Here is a 22,582-nt window from a genome sequence, read left to right as displayed (position 1 = left end):
GGGTCCGGCGGGGCACCCGAGGGCGTGGGCAGGACTCGAACCCGCACGCTGCGGAGCCCTGGAAGTATCCGGCGCGCCTGTGCACCCCGGTTGGCCCGGGCCGCCGCTGCGAGGGTGCTGGCATCCCGAGGCTGGCTGGGGCCGGTTGAAGACGTTGAAGACTACGTGCTGAGGCCGGGCAGCGTCTCGCTCGTGACGCGGCGGCGGAGCATCACCTGGCGGGTCCCGTCGGGATAGAGCCGCACCCGGGCGAGCTCCCAGCCGCCGTATTCGGCCTGGATCGTCAGCTGTGCGTTAGCGGTCATCCGGTCGACATTCGACGGCAGCCGCAGCGGCACATATTCGTAGTCCATGAACCGATACTGCTACGCCGGTATCCGGTGCACCAGCCCTTCCGCGCCGGTGGCGTCCGACCCGGCGACGGCCAGCGCGCCGGTGGACGGGTCGACGGCGACCGCGAGCGGCAGCCGCACAGTGGCGTGCCGGGCGACCTCACGGGGGGTACCGCCGCTCAGGTCGAACCCGACGACCTCGTTGCGCTGCGTGACGGTCACCCACAGCGTCCCCCGGCCGGGGTCGTGGGCGAGCGCCCACGCGCCGCCCGGCACCGGGTACCGCTGCCGCAGCAACAGCGGCCCGGTGTCGAAGACCAGCAGCTCGCCGTCCCGGGCGTCGATCACGGCGAACCGGCTCCTGCCGCCCGGCCTGCCGACCGCGGCGACCGCCACGGCGCCGTCGCCGGCCCGCAACGCCTCCTGGCGGGCGCCGGTGGCCGCGTCGTACACGGTCAGCGAGGACTGCCCGGCGTCCAGGACCGCGATGCGCTCCTCGTCGGCGGCCAGCGCCGACGGGCGGCCGCCGGTGCGGATGGTCCGGACCTCGGTCCCGGTGGCCGAGAGGATGATCACTTCACCGCGGTCGGGGAGGGCCACCGCGGTCCAGTCGGAGCCGCCCGAGGGCCGTGAGGCGCCCGGGGTGCGCGGCACCGCGATCGCGCCGCCCGGCGCGGGCAGTGGCCAGGACGCCGGCGCGGTGGCGCCAGGCGGCAGGTCGAGCACGGCCGCGCCGGCCACCGCGCGGAAGCCGCCGGCCACGGCGACCACGCCGCGGGGTGGCTCGGCGGCCGGGATCTCCGCGACGCCGGTGGCGGGCTCGTGCAGGACGAGTGCGGATTTCTCCGAAATGACCGCCACGCGTGCTCCGCCCGCGTCGAGCGCCACCCCGGCCGGCTTCGAGGGCACCGCCGAGGTCGAGCCCGCGGGCGGCGCGGAGGCCGGCGGGGCCCAGGTCGGGGTCGGGACCGTGGCGTCTGGGCGACCGGCTGACGTGCCGGCGTCACACGCGGTGAGCAGCAGCACGCCCGCCAGGGGGAGCAGTCGGCGCAACATGATCAGTCCAGGGTAAGTCTGCCGCTTTACGTCTGCCGCTCCGGATAGCCGGACGTGGGCGCCGACACGTCGTCGAGCGCGGCCCGGATCTCGCGCGGCAGCACGATCTCCTCGGTCTGCAGCGCGCCGAGCAGCTGCCCGACGGTGCGGGCGCCGAGGACCGGCGCCACCACGCCCGGGCGGTCGCGCACCCACGCGAGGGCCACCTCCAGCGGCGACACGCCGAGCCCGCTGGCGGCCGTGGCGACCGCCTCGACGATGCCGGTGCACCGGTCGTCGAGGTAGGGCGCCACGAACCGCTCGAAGTGCGGCGACGCGGCGCGGGAGTCGGCGGGCACGCCGGTGCGGTACTTGCCGGTGAGCACCCCCCGGCCGAGCGGCGACCAGGGCAGGATGCCGATGCCGAGCGCCGAGCAGGCCGGTATCACCTCGCGCTCGATGCCGCGCTCCAGCAGGGAGTACTCCACCTGCGTCGACACCACCGGAGCCCGGCCCGGCCAGGCCGCCTGCCAGGTGGCGGCGCGGGCGGTCTGCCAGCCGGAGAAGTTCGACACGCCGGCGTAGCGGGTCCGGCCGCTGCTCACGGCGATGTCGATCGCGGAGAGGGTCTCCTCCAGCGGCGTGTCGGGGTCGTACCCGTGCACCTGCCACAGGTCGACGTGGTCGGTCCCGAGCCGCTGCAGGGAGGTGTCCAGGGCGTGTAGGAGGTGACCGCGGGAGCCGTCGCGGCGGCGGGTCATGCCGGGGCGCAGGCCCGCCTTCGTGGCGATGACCAGCTCCTCCCGCGGTACCAGGCGGCCCACCAGGGCGCCGATGACGGACTCGGCCTCGCCGTCGGCGTAGACGTCCGCGGTGTCCAGCAGTGTGCCGCCGGCGTCGCGGAACGTCTTGAGCTGGGCGGCCGCGTCGTCGGCGTCGGTGTCACGGCCCCAGGTCATCGTGCCGAGGGCCAGTCGGGATACCGCCAGCCCGCTACGGCCGAGCGGTCGCTGCTGCATGCATGGAACGATACGGCGGGTTGGCGACTTCGTACGGTAGGCGTGCCCCCGGGGTTACCCTGGTGCCGCCCGTGCCGGGTCGCGCGGGGGACCCCTGGGAGGCAGTTGTGCGACTTGCGTTGAACCTCGGTTACCTCTCGTCATGGAACGACCCGGCCGGTCACCTGGCCGTCGCCCAGGAGGCCGACCGCCTCGGTTTTGCCTGCGTATGGGTGGCGGAGGCATACGGATCCGACGCTCCTTCGATGCTCGCCTGGCTCGCCGGGCAGACCGAGCGGATCGAGCTGGGCTCCGCCGTGTTCCAGATTCCGGCCCGCACGCCCGCCATGGCGGCGATGACCGCGGCCACGATCGACAAGCTGTCGGGCGGCCGGTTTCGGCTCGGCCTCGGCGTGTCGGGGCCGCAGGTATCCGAGGGCTGGCACGGGGTCCGCTTCGCCAAGCCGCTGGCGCGCACCCGGGAGTACGTCGACGTCGTCAACCTGGCCCTGACCCGCAAGCTCGTCGAGTACGACGGGGAGCACTACCGGCTGCCCCTGCCCGACGGCCCCGGCAAGGCGCTGAAGCTGATCCTGCACCCGGTGCGCGACCACGTCCCGGTGTACCTCGCCGCGGTCGGCCCGAAGAACCTCGAGCTCGCCGGCGAGATCGCCGACGGCTGGCTGTCGGTGTTCTTCTCGCCCGAGTTCGGCGAGGAGTCGCTCAGGCCGATCTCCGCGGGCCGGGCCAAGGCCGGCCGGACGCTCGACGGTTTCGAGGTGGCCGCGAGTGTACCGGTGGTGTTCGGCGACGACATCGAGATGTGCGCCGAGCTGGTGCGGCACTACGCCGCCCTCTACGTCGGCGGCATGGGCTCGCGCGAGCAGAACTTCTACAATGCACTGGCGACCCGGATGGGCTACGGCGACGCGGCGCGCGAGGTGCAGGATCTCTACCTGGCCAAGCGCCACCGGGACGCGGCGGCCGCCGTGCCGCTGGAATTCATCGACCGCACCTCGCTGCTCGGGCCCGTCGAGCGGGTCGCCGAGCGGCTGCACGCCTACAAGGAGGCCGGCGTGACGGAGATCTCCACCCTTGTCTTCGGCGACGCCGAGTACTCGATCGCCACCCTGCGCCAGCTCGCCGACGCCTGGTCGAAGGCGGGCCTGTAGGGGTGACCACCGTTCTGCTGCTGCGCCACGGCCGCACCGAGACCAACGCCACCGGCATCCTCGCCGGGCACCAGCCGGTGGGGCTGGACGAGGTCGGCCGGGCGCAGGCCGTCGCCGTCGGTGAGCGCCTCGCCGCCGCCAAGCTGCCCCTCGCCGCCGTGGTCAGCAGCCCGCTGCCGCGCTGCCGGGAGACCCTGGCCCTCGCCCTGCCCGACATCGCCGACGTGGTCGAGGACGACGCGATCATCGAGTGCCGCTACGGCGACTGGACCGGCCGGCCGCTCAAGCAGCTGGCCAAGGAGCCGCTGTGGGCGACGGTGCAGGCGCACCCGTCGGCGGCGGTGTTCCCCGGCGACGGCGGCGAGTCGATGGCGCAGATGTCGGCCCGCGCGATCGCCGCCGTCCGCGGCTGGGACGCCAGGATCGCGCGGTCGCACGGGCCGGAGGCGGTGTGGCTGGCGTGCAGCCACGGCGACATCATCAAGGCGGTCGTCGCCGACGCCCTCGGCATGCACCTGGACCTCTTCCAGCGCATCGCGGTCGAGCCGGCGTCGGTGACCGTGATCCGGTACACCCCGCTGCGCTCGTTCGTCCTGCGCCTCAACGACACCGGCGGTGACCTTTCGCCGTTCCAGCCTCCGGAGAAGCCCGAGGAGGAAATGTCATCCGACGCCGCGGTAGGGGGCGGCTCGGGCGGTTCCGTGTGATCATGTAGCCCGGCTGCGGCGGACGCCACCAAGAGTGGATAGAGTTTTGGGCATGAGCGGTGCGGTGTGGAGCGGAGAGGCCGCTCATCATGAGTGCGGGTTCAGCTCATGCTGCGGCCGGAGCGAGGCGGTGCCTGGCCGGGGACGGTCAGGCGAAGCCTCAACGAGCCAGACCAGGCGGAGGTGACAGCATGAGCCACCACGTGTATGCATTCGAGCCGCCGGAGCGGTTCGTCGCCGGCACCGTAGGTGCGCCGGGGGAGCGGACCTTCTTCTTGCAGGCGCGCGGCGGTGGCCGGCTGATCAGCGTCGCCCTGGAAAAGGTCCAGGTCTCCCTCCTGGCCGAGAAGCTCGAGGAGCTGCTGCAGGAGGCGCACCGCCGCTTCGGCGTCGACCTCGCCGCGGAGACGGTCGCCGGGACCGCCGACAACGAGCCCCTCGACATGCCGCTCGACGAGGAGTTCCGGGTCGGCACCCTCGGCCTGCAGTTCGACGTCGACTCCGCGACGGTCGTGATCGAGGCGATCGCGGTCGGTGAGGAGGAGGCCGAGGAGCCCGAGGAGGAGGACGACGACGAGCTCGTCACCGCCGACCGGGACCGGCTTCGGGTCCGGCTGACCCCGGCCGCCACCCGCGCGTTCATCGAGCGGGCCAAGCGGGTCGTCGCGTCCGGTCGCCCGCCGTGCCCGCTGTGCGGGCAGCCCCTCGACGCCCGCGGGCACCTCTGCCCGCGGCACAACGGCTACCGCCGGTAGTCCGGCGTGCCGGCCCTGCCCGAGGACGAGGCGCTGGAACTGCTGCGCCACGGTGCGGTGGAGCTGGAGGGCCGGCTCATGGATGCCTCCAACGCCACGCTGCGCTGCGTGATCACCCTCGGTGACACGGTGGCGCGGTGTGTCTACAAGCCGGTCAGCGGCGAGCGGCCGTTGTGGGACTTCCCCGACGGCACCCTCGCCGGCCGGGAGTACGCCGCATGGCTGCTGTCGCGGGCGACCGGCTGGGGGATCGTCCCGCCGACCGTCCTGCGCGACGGCCCCCTCGGCCCCGGCATGTGCCAGCTGTGGATCGACGACGAGCTGCAGAGCGACGAGCCGCTGCTCGGGTTCGTCCCCGCCGGCCAGGTGCCGAAGCACTGGCGGCGGATCATGTCCGCCCGCGACGAGCGGGGCCGCCCGTTCGTCCTCGCCCACGCCGACGATCCGCGGCTGGCCCGGCTCGCCCTCTTCGACGCGGTCGTGAACAACGCCGACCGCAAGGGCGGGCACGTGATCGACACCGTGGACGGGCACGTCCACGGCGTCGACCACGGCATCTGCTTCCACGCCGAGGACAAGCTGCGCACGATCATCTGGGGCTGGGCCGGCGAGCCGATCCCGGACGAGGGCCTCGAGGTGCTGGAGAAGCTGCGGGCGCAGTATTCCGCCGGCCTCGCCGAGTCGCTGTCGGAGCACCTGACCCCGGCCGAGGTGGCGATGATCTCGGTGCGTATCGGTGCGCTGCTGCGCTCGCGGCGCTTCCCGGAGCCCGACGAGGACCGCCACGCGATCCCCTGGCCGCCGATCTAGTCTCTGATCTCCTACCCGTTGCCGGCGATGTCGAACAGGTTGCCCTCCGGGTCGGCGAGGGTCGCCCACACGACGCCGTGCTCGTCGTGCTCGTCGACCTGCTTCGCGCCGAGCGCCACGGCCCGGGCGACCTCGCCGGCGTAGTCGTCGGTGTGCAGGTCGAGGTGGACGCTGTTCTTGCCCGGCGTGCGGTCGGGCACCTGGATGAACATCAGCACCGGGACCGCACCGCTCGCGCGGCCGACCGTGGCGTAGTAGTCCGACGCCTCCGGGTCCACCTCGCGCCGCAGCAGTTGCGCGTAGAACCCGGCCAGCACGGAGGCGTCACCGCTGCAGTCGACGGTGACATTTTCGATGGTCAGTTCCGACATTTCCTCATGCTCCTTTGCACTGGGAGATCAAAATGTAGCCGGTCCGTGGGTGGGAGGGCGGGGATCGTCACATCCCTCGCGGGTGCCGCTCACGGATAGGCTGTTGGTCATGGAGTCCTGGACCGCACCGGCGTTGCCCACGCTGCCCCGCCCCGGAGCCGGCGTCGCGCCGCTCAACCTCTTCGACTCGGCCCGGCGTGAGATCGCACCGGTCGAGCTCGCCGGGCGGCCCGCAACCATGTATGTCTGCGGCATCACCCCCTACGACGCCACCCACCTGGGACATGCTGCCACGATGGTAGCGTTCGACCTGGCCAACCGGGTCTGGCGCGACGCCGGCCACGAGGTCGACTACGTGCAGAACGTCACCGATGTCGACGACCCGCTGCTGGAGCGGGCCGCCCGCGACGGCGAGGACTGGGTGGTGCTCGCGATGCGGGAGACGGCGCTGTTCCGCGAGGACATGGAGGCGCTGCGGATCATCCCGCCGAAGCGCTACGTCGGGGCGGTCGAGTCGATCCCGCAGATCGCCCGCAAGGTGTCGGCGCTGCTGGCCTCCGGGCACGCGTATCCGCTCGAGGACGGCACCGGCGACGTGTACTTCTCCATCGCCACCGCGCCCGGCTTCGGCGGCGAGTCCAACCTGTCCCGCACTGAGATGCTGCGCCTGGCCGCCGAGCGCGGCGGCGACCCGCAGCGGCCCGGCAAGCGCGACCCGCTCGACCCGCTGCTGTGGCGAGGCCTGCGCGAGGGCGAGCCGGCCTGGGACGGCGGCGACCTCGGCCCCGGCCGGCCCGGCTGGCACATCGAGTGCGCGGTCATCGCACAGAGCCTGCTCGGCGACACCATCGACGTGCAGGGCGGCGGCAACGACCTGCTCTTCCCGCACCACGAGTGTTCCGCCGCGCACGCCGAGGCGCTGTCGGGCAAGGCCCCGTTCGCGACGCACTACGTGCACGCCGGCATGATCGGCCTCGACGGCGAGAAGATGTCCAAGAGCAAGGGCAACCTGGTCTTCGTGTCGCGGCTGCGCGCCGACGGCGTCGACCCGATGGCGGTGCGCCTCGCCCTGCTCGCCGACCACTACCGCAACGATCGGCAGTGGACCGACGACGGGCTCAAGACCGGCCAGCAACGGCTGTCGCGCTGGCGGGACGCGGCCCGGGCGGCCATCGGCCCGTCGGGCGCCGAGCTCGTTGCCCAGCTGCGCGAGCGCCTGAACGAAGACCTCGACACCCCCGGCGCGCTCGCCGCCGTCGACGCCTGGGTCGACGCGACGCTCGCCGACGCGGGCGACGACCGGGAGGCCCCGGCCCTGATGGCCAACGCGGTCGACGCCCTGCTCGGCGTCAAGCTCTAACGAGACAGCAGCCCTTCGGCAACTACCGGCTCTTCGACGCCGGCCACTCGTCGGACGGTGGCCGGCGGCGGAGTCGTCCGCGGCAGGCGCTCGTGGGCGCGCTCGTGGTACCCCGGCGTCGCGGGCGACGAAGCCGTCTGCGCGCCCCGGCACTGATCGCGTTCGTCCAGGACACCTCATCTACATCCTCATCCTTTGTCGCGGTGTACTACTCGCCAGCGAAGCTCGGCGGCTAGGGCGCGATCCTCGACGCCGCCGACGCGAGGCTCGCCAAGACACCCTCGGTCGCCGACGGCATCCTGATCAACGCCGACAACCAGGAACCCATGCGGGGCAGGGCCGGCCGGTCCGCCACCGAGGCGGATGGGCGTCCGCCCGCGTGTCGCGGCAGGGGTCGCTGTTGGGCTTGCTAGGTTGTGCGCCGTGGTCAGGGCGGTGAAGCGGGCGTTCAAGTTCCGCTGCTACCCGACTGACACGCAAGCCGCCGAGTTGGCGCGTACGTTCGGGTGTGTCCGCAAGGTGTACAACCTGGCCCTCGCGGCGCGTACTGAGGCGTGGACCCAGCGGCAGGAGCGGATCAACTACAATGCGACCTCGGCGATGCTGACGGCGTGGAAGCGGACCGACGAGCTGGCGTTTCTCAACGATGTCTCGTCGGTGCCGCTGCAGCAGGCCCTGCGGCATTTGCAGGTGGCGTTCACGAACTTCTTCGCCAAACGTGCCCGCTACCCGAGCTTCAAAAGCAAAAAGCGCTCGCGTCGGTCGGCGGAGTACACCACCAGCGCCTTCCGCTACCGCGACGGCAAGCTCACCCTCGCCAAGATGACCGAGCCGTTGCACATCGTATGGTCGCGGCCGCTGCCCGAGGGAGTGTCCCCGTCTACCGTGACCGTGTCCCAGGACGCGGCCGGACGCTGGTTCGTCTCCCTGCTCGTCGAGGACCACATCGCATCGGCGCCGACCACCACGGCGGCGGTCGGGATCGACGCCGGGCTCGAGCATCTGCTGACCCTGTCCACTGGGGAGAAGATCAGCAACCCCAGGTACGAAGGCCGCGACCGCGCCCGGCTGGCCCGCGCACAGCGGAAACTGTCCCGCAAACAGCAAGGCTCCGCCAACCGGGCCAAGGCCCGGCGCACAGTCGCCCGCATCCATGCACGGATCGCCGACCGGCGCCGCGACCACCTGCACAAGCTGAGCACTCGGCTCGTTCGTGAAAATCAAACGATCGTGATCGAGGACCTGACCGTCCGCAACATGGTCCGCAACCACACCCTGGCCCGCGCCATCTCGGACGCGGCGTGGCGGCAGTTCCGCACCATGCTGGAGTACAAAGCCGATTGGTACGGCCGTGAGGTGATCGCGGTCGACCGCTGGTTCCCGTCCTCCAGACTCTGCTCGGCCTGCGGGGCGCTGGCCGAGCGGATGCCGCTGAACGTGCGGACGTGGACGTGCCAGTGCGGCACCGCCCACGACCGCGACCTCAACGCGGCACGCAACATCCTGGCCGCCGGGCTGGCGGTGACAGCCTGTGGAGCTGGTATAAGACCTCAACGGGAGTCCTCCCGGACGCGGCGACCGGCGATGAAGCAGGAAAACCCGAGGGCGACCACGGGACTCCCCGCCCATTAGGGCAGGGGAGGATGTCAACAAGCGCAATATGTCGGCACCACTTCCGGCGTACTCGCTGCTGCTGGGCTACGCCGCGATCGCCGCCGGCGTCACCCCGCTGAAGAACGCCAACGGCACCAACGACAACAACACCGTGGTGCCGCTGCTGTTCGACAAGCTCTTCCCGGACTGGTTCGCCGGCGTCGCCTACGCGGCCATCGGCATCGGCGCGCTGGTGCCGGCGGCGATCATGTCCATCGCCGCGGCGAACCTGTTCACCCGCAACATCTACCGGGAGTACCTCAAGCGCGACGCCACCCCGGCCCAGGAGGCCCAGGCGTCGAAGCTGATGTCGCTGCTGGTGAAGTTCGGCGCGCTGGTCTTCGTGGTCTTCGTCGATCCGCAGTTCTCCATCGACCTGCAGCTCATCGGCGGCTGGGTCGCCGGCATGGGCCTTCGCCGACGAGGGCGACCCGCGGCTGTCCGGCGTCCCCGGCGCCGTCCACGGTCGCGCCCGACCCCATCACCTGAGCGGTCTCCTGACGAGCGACGGCCACGGTCCCCGCGACGCGCGGCGGGATCGTGGCCGTCGCGCCGGTCAGGCCTGCGCGGGCAGATACCAGCCGTACGGGCTGGGCAGCGACCCGCTGAGGCGGGCCGGCAGGTAATGACGCCCGAACAGCTCGGCGAACAGGTCGGCTCGGCTGGAGACGGCCAGCTTGGACATGATCGACTTCAGGTGGTCGCCGACGGTGTGCACGCCGATGCCCAGCGCCCGCGCGATCTGCGCGTTGGAGCGGCCGTGCAGCACCAGCTCGGTGACCTCCCGTTCCCGGCCGGTGAGCGCGTAGGCCCGCACCAGCACGTCGGCGAGGTGCGTCTGCCGCGCCGGTTCGATGACGACCGCGACATGACCGGCGTCACCGCTGAGCATCGACGCGTGCAGCAGCAGCCAGCTACCGCCGCGGCGGGGCAGGCGCCCCTGGGCGGGCGTGACGCCGCCGTCACCCGATCCGGCCGCCCGGGCCATGGCGGCAACGGAACGCACCGCGCTGGGCAGCGCCCCCGGGCTGTCCATCTCCGCCAGCCAGCGCTCCGCGGCGGCGCTGGTGGAGATGACGGCGCCGGCGGCGTCGACGACGAGGACACCCGGCGGCTCGGGCAGCCCTGGCGCCGCACCCGCCGCGGCCCGCAGCAGGCAGCGGCGCAACCCGTCGCCGACGATCGGCCCGAGCGCGGCGAGCAGCCGCGTGTCGGCGCGGGTGAACGGCGCGCCGCCCAGCCGGTATCCGACGAACGTGCCCCAGCACTCGTTCCGGTCGGTGAAGACGGCCCGCAGCTCGTCGGTCACGCCGAGGCCGGACAGCAGCTGCCGCCAGCGCGGCGAGCGCGTCAGGTCGCCGCCGGTCGTCTCGTGCAGGCCGGCCGCGACGGTGCCCTCGGCGAAGAGCGCCGCGAACGTGTTCACGTCCGGCTCACCGAACTCCAGGTCGAACAGCCGCTGCTCCAGCGCGTGGTCCTCGTCGCGGCCGACGAGCACGCAGCTGGTGAACAGCAGGGTCGCCGGGTCGGTGGTCGACCAGGCGGCCAGGTCCCAGCCGATCTCGGCGCGCAGCACAGCGTCGAGCTGCGTGCGGTACGCCGTCAGGTCGAGCCCCAGGTGCGACAGGCGCAGCACGGCCCGCCGCGTCCTGTCCAAGGCCGTCGTCCGCATGAGATCGAATGTAGCCACCCCGGCCGCGGCGGCGTCCCCCCGAATTCCGGGGATGGCCCGGGGTCCGGCCGCCTCCCTAGCGTCGCCGCCATGACCACGTCACCGACTACGCAGGACACCGACATCGTCGAGCGCAACAAGCGCACCATGCGCCGCATCTACGAGGAGATCATCGACCGGGGCCGGACCGACCTCATCGACAAGCACTTCACCCCCGGCCTGGTCAACCACACGGCGCCCGAAGCGCTGCGCAACGGTACCGGGGCGATCGTGGGGCTGGTCAGCATGCTGCGCACCGCGTTCCCGGACTGCCGCACCGAGATCGAGGAGCTGACCGGCGCGGGCGACGTGGTGGTGATGCGCAACTGGTACTCCGGCACCCACCTGGGCCCGTTCCTGGGCAACGCGCCGACCGGCCGCACCTTCCGGTTCCGTCAGATGCACTGGATGCGCTTCGACGCCGACGGCCGCGTCACCGACCACTGGGGCGTGCGCGACGACGTGAGCCACCTGCAGCAGCTGGGCCTGATCGACGAGCCGCCGGCGGGCTAACCAAGGGCCAGGCCCGGTTCGTCGTCGGGGAGGCCGGGGCGCGGGGCCGGAATACGGTACTCCTCGGTCAGGGTGGTCATCGGTCCCGGCCACGCCGCCTGGGCGACCTCGATCGGCTTGTGGTCCTCGTCGTAGGCGACGTGGAGCAGCACCAGCACCGGCGTGTCGGGGCGGATCTGCAGCAGCTCCGCCTCCTCGCGGGTGGGCAGCCGGGCGCTGACCTGGTCGCGGGCGCTGGTGTAGCGGCGCCCGAGCTCCTCCTCGACCTCCTGGTACAGCGGCCGGTCGAACACGTCCGGCCGCTCGATCGAGGTGCCGCGCACGTCGTTGGGCCGGAACCAGGACGCCCCGACCTCGACCGGCGCGTCACCGGTACGCACGAGGTGCCGCCGCACGAGCAGCGGCGCCCCGGCGTCCAGCCCGAACGCCTCGGCCACGTCGGCCGGCGCCGGCATCTGCGCGACGATCATCAGATGCTGCCGGTACCGCGTGGCGAGCTCCGCGTGGTACCCGCGCTGTGCGCCGTATCGCCCGCGGGAGAGCCGGTTCATCCGCCGCTTGGTCCCGCGCACGAACGTCCCCGACCCCGGCCGCGTGATGAGCAGCCCCTCGATGCGCAGCTGGTCGATGGTGCGCTGCACGGTCTGCTTGGCCACCCCGAACTGCGCCGCGAGCGCGGGGATGGAGGGCAGCCGCTCCCCGGGCGCCCAGTCCCCGCGCTGGATCTGTGCCCGCAGCTGAGCCCCGATCTGCCGGTGCGGAAACTCGGCAGCCCCCGGATTGATCGTCATACAACGAAACCTAGTCTCCTAGGAAGGTTTGCGCAATCACTTGCCTGGCGCGCTGTTCCTAGCTTGGCGCTCGCTTCGCTCGGGCGCTGCCGGGGGGTTCCCACCCCGGACCCCCCATGCCCGCTTCGCGAGCACTTTTGCCTGCGCTGCGCGGCCGCTGCGGCCTGGGTGCGGCTTGCTGTTGGCGTCTGCGGTACTGCCCGAGGCCCCGTCCCGGACGCCCCTGTCGGCGACGCGTGAAGAATGGATCTGACCCAATTTTCGTGATCAGAGACTAACCCCCGGCTTCCAAAATCCACTGTGTATGGTCGGCCGCCATGCGAGTTTCTGATCTTGCTGTGGTTCTGCCTCACCTGGCAGCTGTGGTCGTTGAGAAGGTCGAACGCGTGGCATCTGGGCTGCGATTACACGTGCGAGCGAGGTCTCGCCGGGCCGCGTGTCCGCGGTGTAGCCGCCGGTCGAGCAGGGTGCATAGCCGATACGAGCGTCGCTTGACCGATGCTGCGGTGGCCGGCTCCCCGGTGGAGTTGCGGTTGCGGGTTCGCCGGTTCTTCTGCGACGTAGATCTCTGCCCGGCCCAGACCTTCGCAGAACAGATTCCGGGACTGACCAGCAAATGGGCGCGTCGCAGCCCGCTGATGCGCAGATCGCTCGAGATCATCGCGCTCGCCCTTGCCGGGCGAGCCGGCGCCCGACTGGCCATGCTGATGGGTCTTGCGGCCAGCCGCAGCAGCATGCTGCGCCTGATCCGCGCGCTCCCGGACCCCGCTGATGGTGAGGTAACGGTTCTGGGCGTTGATGACTTCGCGTTGCGCCGGGGGCACCGCTACGCGATCGTGCTGGTCGACGTCGATACCCACCGTCCGATCGAGGTTCTTGCCTTTCGGCGGGCGGAGACGTTGCAACGCTGGCTCGCCGCTCATCCCGCAGTGCGGGTGATCTGCCGCGACCGCGCCGGCAGCTATGCCGAAGGCGCCCGGTCCGGTGCGCCGACCGATGGCATCTGTGGAAGAACCTGGGCGAACATGCCGAGAAGACTGTCGCTCGGCACCTGCGCTGCCTGCTCGCAGCACCCACCGAACCCGCGGTGGCGGTCGCAGACTCGGAACAGATCTCTCTGCCGGCCTCCGTTTACCGGTCCGAGCAGGGCTTGCTGGCACCGCGCACCCGGCAGCGCTACCGACAGGTCCAGGACCTACTCGCGCAAGGTGTCACCATCCGCGCGATCGCCCGCGAACTCGGCCTGGCCCGTGGAACCGTGCGCCGGTTCGCCCGCGCGAGCAGTATCCATGAACTGCTGGCCAAGCCTCATCCCGGACGTCCGCGCGTGCTCGACGAACACGCCGACTACCTGCGTCAGCGCCTGGGCAGCGGCGTCACCAACGCCGTCACGTTGTGCGCCGAGCTCCGCGAGCGCGGCTACCGCGGCAGCACTACCACCCTGCGCACCTACCTACGTCCGCTGCGGGCCGCTGCCGGCCGACCACCGGCACCACGACGGCCACCGAAAACTCGCCAGCTGACCAGCTGGCTGCTCACCCAACCAGACCGGCTCACCGACGACGACCGCGACCAACTCGCCCAAGCGCGTGCCGCCTGCCCGCACCTCGACGCCCCTGGCCACCCACATCTCGGCCTTCGCCGAGATCCTGACCGCCCGACAAGGACAGCGACTCAACGACTGGATCACCGCGGTCGAAGCCGACGACCAGCCCGACCTGCGATCCTTCACCGCCGGCCTGCGCCGTGTCGATATGCCTCTCGTGCAATCACTGACACCGAGGGGCCAGTGAGGCTCCGGGAGCGTCCGGTACTGAAGTGGCCCAGCAAACCTTGTTACCCGAGTGAGGATCTTTGGCTAGGGTGAGGACCGTAAGTGATCCCGTGAGGAGCTGAGGCATGGTCGGTCGTTCGAGCACGCGTTGACACCGTAGGCCGTAATCGGCCTGTCATCGCGTGCTGCCCTTGATAAGCGCGGCATAGCGAGCCTTCCTACCTACCACCGTCAGTGCATTCATGCACGACGGTAGGTGGACCTTGCCCAACGCCTCTCAAGGGATACCCCTGTGCCGTCCAACTCCTCCGCCTTCTCCGATTCTGCTCGGCCCGACAGCCCACCTAGCCTGTGGCGCAACTCGAGTTTCCGCAGTCTTTGGGCAGGGCAGACAGCCTCACAGCTGGGTGAACAATCCGGCTTCATTATTCTGCCGCTGATCGCTGTCTTGACGCTGGACGTCGACCCTGGCCAACTCGGCGCCCTGCGTGCCGTCGAGCAAGCACCACAACTGCTGCTCACGCTCTTCGCCGGCGTGTGGGTGGACAGATGGCAAACCCGCACCGTCATGGCGCTGTCGGACCTCGGCCGTGCCTTGATATTCAGCGCAGTCGCCGCTTGCGCCCTGGCCGGGCTTCTCAGGCTGCCGATGCTGCTGGCCTGCGCCTTGACCGTCGGCGTCCTGTCAGTGTTGTTCAATACGGCGTATCAGGTGTCACTGGTACGCCTGTTGAAGCGCGATCAGCTCCTGCACGGCAACAGCGCGATCGAAGCGAGCCGGTCCGCCTCCCAAATGACAGGTCCTGCCCTGGGAGGGGCGTTGGCGTCGTTGCTGTCAGCACCGCTGGCCATCGTGTCCAGCGCACTGTTCTTTAGCGCTTCGTTCCTAGCCATCGCTCACATTCGTCACCGCGAGACGATCCCGCAGCATCCGAGCGGTCCACGCAAGATGCGGCAGAACATGCGCGAGGGCATCCGCTTCGTTACCGGCAATAAAATCCTGCGCACGGTGAGCCTCGCCTCGGCAGCGTTCCAGCTGTCCCTGGCCGCCACGACGACCGCCTACCTGCTCTTTCTCCCACGAGAACTACACCTGTCCGCTGCCGTCATCGGATTAGCGCTAGCGGCCACAGGACCCGGCGCTCTGCTAGGCGCGCTGCTCGCCGCACGCCTACCCAGCCGCCTCGGCTACGGTCCAGTCCTCATAGCCGCTGCCGTGGTCGGAAACGGCATCATGCTGTGCCTGTCCGCGCTGCACGGCAACTCGCTGACCACCATCTGCGCACTCATCGCGATCAACTTCACGTTCGGCGCATGCGGACAACTGATCAACGTCAGCATCATCGCCGTCCGACAAGCTGTCACCCCCGGCTTCCTGCAGGGTCGCGTCGCCGCAACAATCAGCTTCGCCGGCATGGGCATGAGCCCGCTCGGGGCCCTGCTCGGCGGTCTCCTGGCCGACCACCACGGGCTTCGCGCCGCTCTGCTCATCTCGGCTAGCGGCCTGTTGATGTCTCCGATATTGATGATCTTGTCTCCGCTTCGCCGACTAGGACGGATCGTTCCCAGGCCAGACCCGACCTATGAACAGGCGCACTGACGCCGGCCTCTCAACACTCCTTCGCTCCTGCGGCGCAGCGAAGGCCAGGTTGGTTCCCACTCCGGACCCTCAAGCCGGTTCGTGGCACTTTGCGAGCGTCTGCGGCGCGGGGCACGCCGGGTGGATCTCTTGCCTGGCGCGTGCTTCGCGGGCACTCCTGCCTTCGCGGTGTGGCCCCTGCGTCGTGGCCGCGCTTCGCGTGGGCGCTGCTGGAGGTCCGGCCTCGGAGCCCCCGTGCCCGTTCCGCGGGCACCCTTGCGGGCGTTTCGCACGACCCGCGCGATCTCCCGCGGGCGGCTGCGGCGAGGGCGCGCCGAGGCGTTGCTCGCCTGGCGCGCCCGTCGCCGTCTCCCGCGTCGGCGGTCTGCTGTGCAAGGTGGACCGGGTGCGTGGCACCCCGTCGCAGTACGGGCTACCAGGCGCCCGTTGCGGAGGGGCCGGCCTGGCCGCCGCGGCGGCGGAGGTACTTCTCGAACTCCTGGGCGATCTCGTCGCCGGTCAGCGGCTGCAGGCCCGCGTCGCCCGAGCGTTCCTCGAGCTCGCGGACGTATTCGGCCAGCTCGGCGTCCTGCTCGGCGGCCTGCTTGAGCCGCTCCTCCCAGTCCGCCGACTGCATGGCCAGGTCGCCGGTGGGGACGGGCAGGTCCAGGATCTCCTCGACGCGGTGCAGCAGGGCCAGGGTGGCCTTCGGGCACGGCGGGTTGTTCGCATAGTGCGGTACGTGCACCCAGAATGACACCGACTCGAGGTCGGCGCGTGCGCACGCGTCGTGCAGCACGCCCACGATGCCGGTCGGGCCCTCGTAGCGGGACGGGATGAGGCCCAGCCGCTCCGCCGCTTCGGGCGACGAGCGGGGCGGGGCGGAGCCGCTGACCGGCAGCGGGCGGGTGTACGGCACATCGGCGAGCAACGCGCCCAGCAGCACGATCCGGTTGACCTCCAGGCTGTGGCACACCTCGAGGATCTCCTCGCAGAAGGTGCGCCAGCGCATGCTCGGCTCGATGCCGCGGATGAGCACGATGTCGCGCTCGGAGTCGGGCGGGCTGGCCACCGCGAAGCGGGTCGTCGGCCACTCGATGCGCCTCGTCTCGCCATCGGACATCAGCACGGTCGGCCGGTTGACCTGGAAGTCGTAGAAGTCCTCCGGGTCGAGCGAGGCGATCGTCTCGGCGCCCCACTCCTGCTCGAGATGCTCGACGACGGCGGTCGACGCATCGGCAGCGTCGTTCCACCCTTCGAACGCGGCAATCGCGACAGGGGAGCGCAGCACGGGCAGGCCGTCGAACTCGGTCACGGTTCCAGCCTACGTGGAGGGGCGCGAGATGGCTTGCGGGCCGCGCGGGTACGGACCAGATCGGCGTGGATACAGCGGGCGACCGATATGGGGTGATCTGTCATGCTTCGTAGAAAAGCTCATAAAATCTCTCGATAGCATCCGGGCATGCGAAACGGACGCAGGGCCTGGCTGGTGGCCTTCACGGCCTTCTTCCTGGTGTTCGGCGCGTGGTGCTTCGCCGCGCCGTTCGACGGGCCCGCGGACGAGGTCCAGCACACCATCCGGGCGGCCGGGGTCGCCTCGCTCGACCCGGGACAGATCTTCGCCCGCCCGGCCGTCGTCCCCGACGCGTTCGGGCGCCCGGGCATGGGTGCCTACCAGCGGGTACCCGTCGGCATGGACGCCCACGCGATGTGCTTCGGCCCGAAGCCGAAGGTGTCCGCGGCCTGCGCGGCGGGGCTCAAGGGCGGCCCGATCGGCGAGGTGAGCACCAGCGCCGGGCGCTACAACCCCCTGTATTACCTGGTGGTGGGCCCGGTGCTGCGCTGGTGGCCCAACTGGGGCGGCCTGGTCACGGCCCGGCTGATCAGTGCGGCGCTGTGCGCGGCGCTGCTGGCCTCGGCGTTCGTGTCACTGCTGCGCTGGTCGCGCTTCGGGCTCGGCGCCGTGGCACTGCTGGCGGTGGCCACCCCCATGCTGGCCCACCTGGCCGGCGGCGTGAATCCCAACTCGGTGGAGATCGCGGCCGGGATCGCGTTCTTCGCGGCGGGCATACCGCTGCTGCTGGAGCCGCCCGACCTGGTCGCCAAGAAACCGCTGGTCACACTGCTGGGCATCAGTGCTGTGCTACTGCTCACGCTCCGCTCGGCGGGCCCGGCGTGGTGCGCGTTCGCGTTCTTCGCTCTCGCGATTCCGGTGCGCCGGAAGTGGCTGCGCGAGTACTGGAAGCTGCCGCGGGTCAAGTTGTGGACCGGCGGCGTGACCCTTGCCGTAGTGCTGTCGGCGGCCTGGATCGTCGGGATGAAGACCGGCGAGCTCGTGCCGCCGCCGCCCGGGCTGTGGCACTACCGCTTCGGCCAGGCGGTGGCGGTCTACGTCGACAGCTGGTGGATCTACATCGAGGGCATGATCGGCGTCGCCGGCTGGTTCGACGTCGTGATGTGGCAGCCGGTCTACGCGGTCTGGGCGATGCTCGTCGGTGGCCTGGTCTTCTTCGGCGGGATCGCCGGCGACTGGACGGTGCGCTGGCGGTACCTGGTCATCCTGCTCGGCGGCGTGGCGCTGCCCGGCGTCCTGCAGGTCAGCCAGGCCAACCAGACCGGGTTCATCACCGCCGGGCGGTACATGCTGCCGCTGCTGGCCGGCCTGCCGCTGCTGGCGGCGTGGACGCTGGAGCGGCGGCTGCTGGACGCGGCGGGCGCCCGCAGCCTGGCCCGCACGTTCGTGGTGTTCCTGCTGCCGGTACACCTTGTGCTCCTGGTGTGGGCGATGGTGCGCTGGCAGCGTGGCATGCCGCGCACCGCGGGCCTCGGCTGGTTCGACCCCCTCGCCGGCAGCTGGCACCCGCCGACCGGCTCGGTGACCCCACTGGTGATCATGGTGGCGGGGCTCGCCTGCACCGCTGTGGTGTTCTGGCGGGTACCGCACGAGGAGGCCCCGGCCGCGCCGGCGCCCGCCGCGCAGCAGGTGCCGGAGCGGGCACCGACCGGCCAAAGTGCCGACGTGACGAGCGAGCTTCCCAGCCAGCGGGAGATCGGGTCCGACACGTGGCGGGAATCGCGTGTGCCCGGGGCAGAGGCCACCCCAGGCTCCCGTTAGCCTTTGGGATATGGCGGATCTACTGAAGACGCTCGCTGAGCGGGTGCTCCTCGCCGACGGCGCGATGGGCACCATGCTGCAGGCGGCCGAGCTCACCCTCGATGACTTCGAGGGGCACGAGGGCTGCAACGAGGTCCTCAACGCGACGCGGCCGGACGTCGTCCGGGGCGTGCACGAGCAGTACTTCGCGGCCGGCTCCGACGCCGTGGAGACCAACACGTTCGGCGCCAACCTGGCCAACCTCGGCGAGTATGGCATCGAGTCGCGGATCCGCGAGCTGTCGGAGGCCGGCGCGCGGCTGGCCCGGGAGGCGGCCGACGCGCACAGCACGCCGGAGCGGCCCCGGTTCGTGCTCGGCTCGATCGGCCCCGGCACGAAGCTGCCGACGCTCGGGCACGCGCCGTTCGCCGTGCTGCGCGACGCCTACTTCGACAACGCCGCCGGCCTCATCGACGGCGGTGCCGACGCGCTGATCATCGAGACCTGTCAGGATCTGCTGCAGACGAAGTCCGCCATCATCGGCGCCCAGCGCGCCATGTCCGCCGCCGGCCGGGTCGTGCCGATCATCACGCACGTCACGGTCGAGACGACCGGCACGATGCTGCTGGGCTCGGAGATCGGTGCGGCGCTCACCGCGCTGGAGCCGCTGGGCATCGATCTCATCGGGCTCAACTGCGCCACCGGGCCCGCCGAGATGAGCGAGCACCTGCGCTACCTCGCCCAGCACGCGAAGGTGCCGGTCTCCGTGATGCCCAACGCGGGCCTGCCACAGCTGACCGCGAACGGGGCCTACTACCCGCTGACCCCGCAGGAGCTGGCGGAGGCGCTGCAGCGCTTCGTCCTGGAGTACGGTGCGGGGCTCGTCGGCGGCTGCTGCGGCACCACGCCGGCCCACATCAGCGCCGTCGCGCAGCGCCTCGGCCGTCAGGCCCCGGTGGCCCGCGTCCCGCAGCTCGACCCCGGCATCGCCAGCATCTACCACCACGTGCCCTTCCACCAGGACGCCAGCGTGCTCATGGTCGGCGAGCGCACCAACGCCAACGGCTCGAAGGCGTTCCGGGAGGCCATGCTCGACGGCGACTACCAGACCTGCGTGGAGATCGCCCGGCAGCAGGCCCGCGACGGCTCGCACATGCTCGACCTCAACGTCGACTACGTAGGCCGCGACGGCGCGCAGGACATGCGGGAGCTGGCCGGCCGGTTCGCCACCGCCTCGACGCTGCCGATCATGCTGGACTCGACCGAGCCCGAGGTCATCGCGGCCGGCCTGGAGATGCTCGGCGGGCGCTGCATCGTCAACTCGGTCAACTTCGAGGACGGCGACGGCCCCGGCTCCCGGTTCGCCCGGATGATGCCGCTGGTCAGGGAGCACGGCGCGGCGGTGGTGGCGCTGACCATCGACGAGGAGGGGCAGGCGCGCACCGCCGAGTGGAAGGTCCGCGTCGCGAGCCGCCTCATCGACGACCTGACCACGAAGTGGGGCATGGCGGTCGAGGACATCCTCGTGGACTGCCTGACCTTCCCGATCACGACGGGTCAGGAGGAGGTCCGGCGCGACGGGATCGAGACGATCGGGGCGATCCGGGAGATTTCCCGGCTGTACCCGGGGATCAACTTCACCCTGGGCATCTCCAACGTCTCGTTCGGTATCAACCCGGCGGCCCGGCAGGTGCTCAACTCGGTCTTCCTGCACGAGTGCCAGCAGGCCGGCCTGACGAGCGCGATCGTGCACGCCTCGAAGATTCTGCCGATGAGCCGGATCCCCGACGAGCAGCGCGAGGTCGCGCTGGACCTGGTCTACGACCGCCGGCGCGAGGGCTACGACCCGCTGCAGAGGTTCATCTCGCTGTTCGAGGGCGTCGACGTCGCCTCGGCCCGTGCCTCCCGCGCGGAGGAGCTCGCCGCGCTGCCGCTGGACGAGCGGCTCAAGCGGCGCATCATCGACGGCGAGCGGGCGGGCCTGGAGGCCGACCTCGACGAGGCGCTGACCGGCATGCCCGCGCTGACCATCATCAACGACGTGCTGCTGGACGGCATGAAGACGGTCGGCGAGCTGTTCGGCTCGGGTCAGATGCAGCTGCCGTTCGTGCTGCAGTCCGCCGAGGTGATGAAGGCCGCGGTCGCTTACCTCGAGCCGCACATGGAGAAGTCCGCCGACGACGCCGGCAAGGGCCGCATCGTGCTGGCCACGGTTAAGGGCGACGTCCACGACATCGGCAAGAACCTCGTCGACATCATCCTGTCCAACAACGGGTACGAGGTCGTCAACATCGGCATCAAGCAGCCGATCTCGGCGATCATCGAGGCCGCCGAGACCCGCCAGGCCGACGCGATCGGCATGTCCGGCCTGCTCGTCAAGTCCACGGTGATCATGAAGGAGAACCTGGAGGAGATGAACGCCCGCGGCGTGGCGGAGCGCTGGCCGGTGCTGCTCGGCGGCGCCGCGCTGACCCGCGCCTACGTCGAGGACGACCTGCGGGCGCTGTACCACGGCGACGTGCACTACGCCCGTGACGCCTTCGAGGGCCTCGCCCTGATGGACCGCGTGATGACCGCCAAGCGCGGCGGCGCGCCGGTGATCGACACCGAGCGCGAGGCCGCCCTGGCTGCCCGCCGCGAGCGGCGCGCCCGCACCGTCGAGGTCCGCGAGGACCTGCCGTCGCTCGACGACGCCTCGGTGCGCTCCGACATCGACTTCGACGTGCCCGTGCCGACCGCCCCGTTCTTCGGCACCCGGGTCGTCAAGGGCATCCCGCTGAGCGACTACGCGGCCCTGCTCGACGAGCGGGCCACGTTCCTGGGCCAGTGGGGCCTGCGCGGCGCCCGGGGCGGCACCGGCCCGACGTACGAGGAGCTGGTGGAGACCGAGGGGCGGCCGCGGCTGCGGTACTGGCTGGACCGCCTCGCCTCGGACCGGGTGCTCGAGGCCGCGGTCGTCTACGGCTACTTCCCCTGCTACTCCGAGGGCAACGACCTGGTCGTGCTGGACGAGAACGGCCACAGCGAGCGGGCCCGGTTCTCGTTCCCGCGCCAGCGCCGCGACCGCCGCCTGTGCATCGCCGACTTCTTCAAGCCGCGCGACGCCACCACCAGGCCCGGCCAGCTCGACGTGATCGGGATGCAGCTGGTCACGGTCGGCCAGCCGGTCTCCGACTACACCGCGAAGCTGTTCGCCGAGAACGCCTACCGCGACTACCTCGAGGTCCACGGCCTGTCGGTGCAGTTGACCGAGGCCCTGGCGGAGTACTGGCACAAGCGTGTCCGCGAGGAGCTCGTCCTGCCCGACGGCCGCCCCATGGCCGACGAGGACCCTAAGGACCTCGACGGCCTGCTGCGCACCGACTTCCGCGGCTGCCGGTACAGCTTCGGCTACCCGGCCTGCCCGGACCTGGAGGACCGCGCGAAGACGGTCGAACTGCTGCGCCCGGACCGCATCGGCGTTTCCTTGTCGGAGGAGTTCCAGCTCGTCCCGGAGCAGGCCACGGACGCGATCATCATCCACCACCCGGACGCGTCCTACTTCAACGCCAAGTAACACCGCGACCAGAACGCAGCGCCACGCAGCGCCCGCAGGAGTGCTCGCGAAGCGGGCCCGGGGGTTCCCGAGGTCGGAACCCCCGGCGGCGCTCGCGTGGAGCGCGCGCCAAGCTAGAAGCGGCAACCGCAACCACTGGGCGCAACCACTGCGCGCAGCGCCCGCAAAAGTGCTCGCGAAGCGGGCATGGGGGGTTCCGGGGTGGGAACCCCCCGGCAGCGCCCGCGCGGAGCGCGCGCCAGGCTAGGAACTGCCCGCGCGAGGCCGCGCCCAGCGGTAACCGCGACCGCTGGGCGCAACCACTGCGCGCAGCGCCCGCAAAAGTGCCCGCGAAGCGGGCATGGGGGGCTCCGGGGTGGGAACCCCCCGGC

19 protein-coding genes and 1 pseudogene are annotated in these 22,582 nt (G+C 71.1%); 13 read left to right on the top strand and 7 right to left on the bottom strand.

Translation table 11 applies throughout. From position 1 onward, the window contains the following. Window positions 1-161 precede the first annotated feature (161 nt). From ABT297_RS25600 to ABT297_RS25590, 3 genes are read right to left on the bottom strand one after another with little or no spacing between them, the layout of a single operon-like run. Window positions 162-353 carry a DUF5703 family protein gene (locus ABT297_RS25600; protein ID WP_350554007.1) on the bottom strand — a complete coding sequence of 64 codons (192 nt, stop codon included), beginning with the start codon at window positions 351-353 and terminating at the stop codon, window positions 162-164. A gap of 12 nt (window positions 354-365) precedes the next feature. Beyond that, window positions 366-1,388, bottom strand: coding sequence for a YncE family protein (locus ABT297_RS25595; RefSeq protein ID WP_350554005.1), 1,023 nt, complete (start codon window positions 1,386-1,388; stop codon window positions 366-368). 26 nt (window positions 1,389-1,414) lie between these two features. After that, entirely contained in the window at window positions 1,415-2,386 is a 972-nt protein-coding gene (locus ABT297_RS25590; RefSeq protein WP_350554003.1) for an aldo/keto reductase, read from the bottom strand. A 107-nt stretch (window positions 2,387-2,493) separates the two neighbouring features. Between ABT297_RS25590 and ABT297_RS25585 the strand changes: the two genes are divergently transcribed. From ABT297_RS25585 to ABT297_RS25570, 4 genes are all read left to right on the top strand, one after another. Further along, window positions 2,494-3,537 (top strand): LLM class F420-dependent oxidoreductase, encoded by a 1,044-nt coding sequence (locus tag ABT297_RS25585; RefSeq protein WP_350554002.1) that lies wholly within the window; start codon window positions 2,494-2,496, stop codon window positions 3,535-3,537. A gap of 2 nt (window positions 3,538-3,539) precedes the next feature. Continuing rightward, window positions 3,540-4,244 carry an MSMEG_4193 family putative phosphomutase gene (locus tag ABT297_RS25580; RefSeq protein ID WP_350554000.1) on the top strand — a complete coding sequence of 235 codons (705 nt, stop codon included), beginning with the start codon at window positions 3,540-3,542 and terminating at the stop codon, window positions 4,242-4,244. A gap of 191 nt (window positions 4,245-4,435) precedes the next feature. Next, window positions 4,436-4,999, top strand: a complete 564-nt coding sequence (locus tag ABT297_RS25575) for a DUF3090 domain-containing protein (RefSeq protein WP_350553998.1) — start codon at window positions 4,436-4,438, stop codon at window positions 4,997-4,999. A gap of 6 nt (window positions 5,000-5,005) precedes the next feature. After that, entirely contained in the window at window positions 5,006-5,809 is an 804-nt protein-coding gene (locus tag ABT297_RS25570) for an SCO1664 family protein (protein WP_350553996.1), read from the top strand. 11 nt (window positions 5,810-5,820) lie between these two features. On the opposite strand, the gene ABT297_RS25565 is transcribed toward ABT297_RS25570, so the two are convergent. Next, window positions 5,821-6,180, bottom strand: coding sequence for a VOC family protein (locus tag ABT297_RS25565; protein WP_350553994.1), 360 nt, complete (start codon window positions 6,178-6,180; stop codon window positions 5,821-5,823). 109 nt (window positions 6,181-6,289) lie between these two features. Here ABT297_RS25565 and mshC point away from each other — a divergent pair, with 109 nt between their 5' ends. The 3 genes and pseudogenes from mshC to ABT297_RS25550 all read left to right on the top strand — a co-directional run. Further along, the gene (gene mshC / locus ABT297_RS25560; protein ID WP_350553992.1) at window positions 6,290-7,540 is read left to right on the top strand and encodes a cysteine--1-D-myo-inosityl 2-amino-2-deoxy-alpha-D-glucopyranoside ligase; all 1,251 of its coding nucleotides are present in this window, start codon (window positions 6,290-6,292) and stop codon (window positions 7,538-7,540) included. A gap of 423 nt (window positions 7,541-7,963) precedes the next feature. Further along, window positions 7,964-9,172 (top strand): RNA-guided endonuclease InsQ/TnpB family protein, encoded by a 1,209-nt coding sequence (locus ABT297_RS25555; protein ID WP_350553990.1) that lies wholly within the window; start codon window positions 7,964-7,966, stop codon window positions 9,170-9,172. A gap of 10 nt (window positions 9,173-9,182) precedes the next feature. Then, a pseudogene (locus ABT297_RS25550) lies at window positions 9,183-9,587 on the top strand (sodium:solute symporter family transporter); the annotation flags it as partial. A 162-nt stretch (window positions 9,588-9,749) separates the two neighbouring features. On the opposite strand, the gene ABT297_RS25545 reads toward ABT297_RS25550, so the two are convergent. Continuing rightward, window positions 9,750-10,865, bottom strand: a complete 1,116-nt coding sequence (locus tag ABT297_RS25545; protein WP_350553988.1) for a helix-turn-helix transcriptional regulator — start codon at window positions 10,863-10,865, stop codon at window positions 9,750-9,752. Between the two features lie 90 nt (window positions 10,866-10,955). Here ABT297_RS25545 and ABT297_RS25540 point away from each other — a divergent pair, with 90 nt between their 5' ends. Next, window positions 10,956-11,417, top strand: coding sequence for an ester cyclase (locus ABT297_RS25540; protein ID WP_350553986.1), 462 nt, complete (start codon window positions 10,956-10,958; stop codon window positions 11,415-11,417). Here ABT297_RS25540 and ABT297_RS25535 read toward each other — a convergent pair. After that, window positions 11,414-12,208 (bottom strand): GntR family transcriptional regulator, encoded by a 795-nt coding sequence (locus ABT297_RS25535; RefSeq protein ID WP_350553984.1) that lies wholly within the window; start codon window positions 12,206-12,208, stop codon window positions 11,414-11,416. The two genes, ABT297_RS25540 and ABT297_RS25535, sit on opposite strands and share 4 nt — an antisense overlap. Window positions 12,209-12,525: 317 nt before the next feature. Between ABT297_RS25535 and ABT297_RS25530 the strand changes: the two genes are divergently transcribed. The 3 genes from ABT297_RS25530 to ABT297_RS25520 all read left to right on the top strand — a co-directional run bounded on the left by ABT297_RS25530 (window position 12,526) and on the right by ABT297_RS25520 (window position 15,582). Then, window positions 12,526-13,731, top strand: a complete 1,206-nt coding sequence (locus tag ABT297_RS25530; RefSeq protein ID WP_350553982.1) for an ISL3 family transposase — start codon at window positions 12,526-12,528, stop codon at window positions 13,729-13,731. A gap of 66 nt (window positions 13,732-13,797) precedes the next feature. Continuing rightward, complete coding sequence (locus ABT297_RS25525; protein ID WP_350553980.1) at window positions 13,798-14,001, top strand: hypothetical protein; 204 nt, start codon at window positions 13,798-13,800, stop codon at window positions 13,999-14,001. A 273-nt stretch (window positions 14,002-14,274) separates the two neighbouring features. Next, window positions 14,275-15,582, top strand: a complete 1,308-nt coding sequence (locus ABT297_RS25520; protein ID WP_350553978.1) for an MFS transporter — start codon at window positions 14,275-14,277, stop codon at window positions 15,580-15,582. 412 nt (window positions 15,583-15,994) lie between these two features. Here the strand turns inward: ABT297_RS25520 and ABT297_RS25515 are convergent, their stop codons facing one another. Beyond that, window positions 15,995-16,876 (bottom strand): PAC2 family protein, encoded by an 882-nt coding sequence (locus ABT297_RS25515; RefSeq protein WP_350553976.1) that lies wholly within the window; start codon window positions 16,874-16,876, stop codon window positions 15,995-15,997. A gap of 147 nt (window positions 16,877-17,023) precedes the next feature. On the opposite strand from ABT297_RS25515, the gene ABT297_RS25510 reads away from it, so the two are divergent. Together ABT297_RS25510 and metH are read left to right on the top strand one after the other, a co-directional pair. Next, window positions 17,024-18,676 (top strand): DUF2142 domain-containing protein, encoded by a 1,653-nt coding sequence (locus ABT297_RS25510; RefSeq protein WP_350553974.1) that lies wholly within the window; start codon window positions 17,024-17,026, stop codon window positions 18,674-18,676. Window positions 18,677-18,686: 10 nt separating this feature from the next. After that, window positions 18,687-22,211 carry a methionine synthase gene (metH, locus tag ABT297_RS25505; RefSeq protein ID WP_350553972.1) on the top strand — a complete coding sequence of 1,175 codons (3,525 nt, stop codon included), beginning with the start codon at window positions 18,687-18,689 and terminating at the stop codon, window positions 22,209-22,211. Window positions 22,212-22,582: the final 371 nt, after the last annotated feature.

Source organism: Dactylosporangium sp. NPDC000555, from assembly GCF_040300025.1.
In the GTDB taxonomy this organism is placed as follows: Bacteria; Actinomycetota; Actinomycetes; order Mycobacteriales; family Micromonosporaceae; genus Dactylosporangium.
Note: the sequence above shows the minus strand (reverse complement) of the source record. Positions and strands in the feature narration are given on the sequence as shown.

Bases quoted from the DNA above. Each gene is read 5' to 3' on its own strand.
- ABT297_RS25510 (WP_350553974.1), top strand. From the start codon at position 17,024: ATGCGAAACGGACGCAGGGCCTGGCTGGTGGCCTTCACGGCCTTCTTC.
- metH (WP_350553972.1), top strand. From the start codon at position 18,687: ATGGCGGATCTACTGAAGACGCTCGCTGAGCGGGTGCTCCTCGCCGAC.
- ABT297_RS25600 (WP_350554007.1), bottom strand. From the start codon at position 353: ATGGACTACGAATATGTGCCGCTGCGGCTGCCGTCGAATGTCGACCGG.
- ABT297_RS25595 (WP_350554005.1), bottom strand. From the start codon at position 1,388: ATGTTGCGCCGACTGCTCCCCCTGGCGGGCGTGCTGCTGCTCACCGCG.
- ABT297_RS25565 (WP_350553994.1), bottom strand. From the start codon at position 6,180: ATGTCGGAACTGACCATCGAAAATGTCACCGTCGACTGCAGCGGTGAC.
- ABT297_RS25540 (WP_350553986.1), top strand. From the start codon at position 10,956: ATGACCACGTCACCGACTACGCAGGACACCGACATCGTCGAGCGCAAC.
- ABT297_RS25535 (WP_350553984.1), bottom strand. From the start codon at position 12,208: ATGACGATCAATCCGGGGGCTGCCGAGTTTCCGCACCGGCAGATCGGG.
- mshC (WP_350553992.1), top strand. From the start codon at position 6,290: ATGGAGTCCTGGACCGCACCGGCGTTGCCCACGCTGCCCCGCCCCGGA.
- ABT297_RS25545 (WP_350553988.1), bottom strand. From the start codon at position 10,865: ATGCGGACGACGGCCTTGGACAGGACGCGGCGGGCCGTGCTGCGCCTG.
- ABT297_RS25590 (WP_350554003.1), bottom strand. From the start codon at position 2,386: ATGCAGCAGCGACCGCTCGGCCGTAGCGGGCTGGCGGTATCCCGACTG.
- ABT297_RS25575 (WP_350553998.1), top strand. From the start codon at position 4,436: ATGAGCCACCACGTGTATGCATTCGAGCCGCCGGAGCGGTTCGTCGCC.
- ABT297_RS25530 (WP_350553982.1), top strand. From the start codon at position 12,526: ATGCGAGTTTCTGATCTTGCTGTGGTTCTGCCTCACCTGGCAGCTGTG.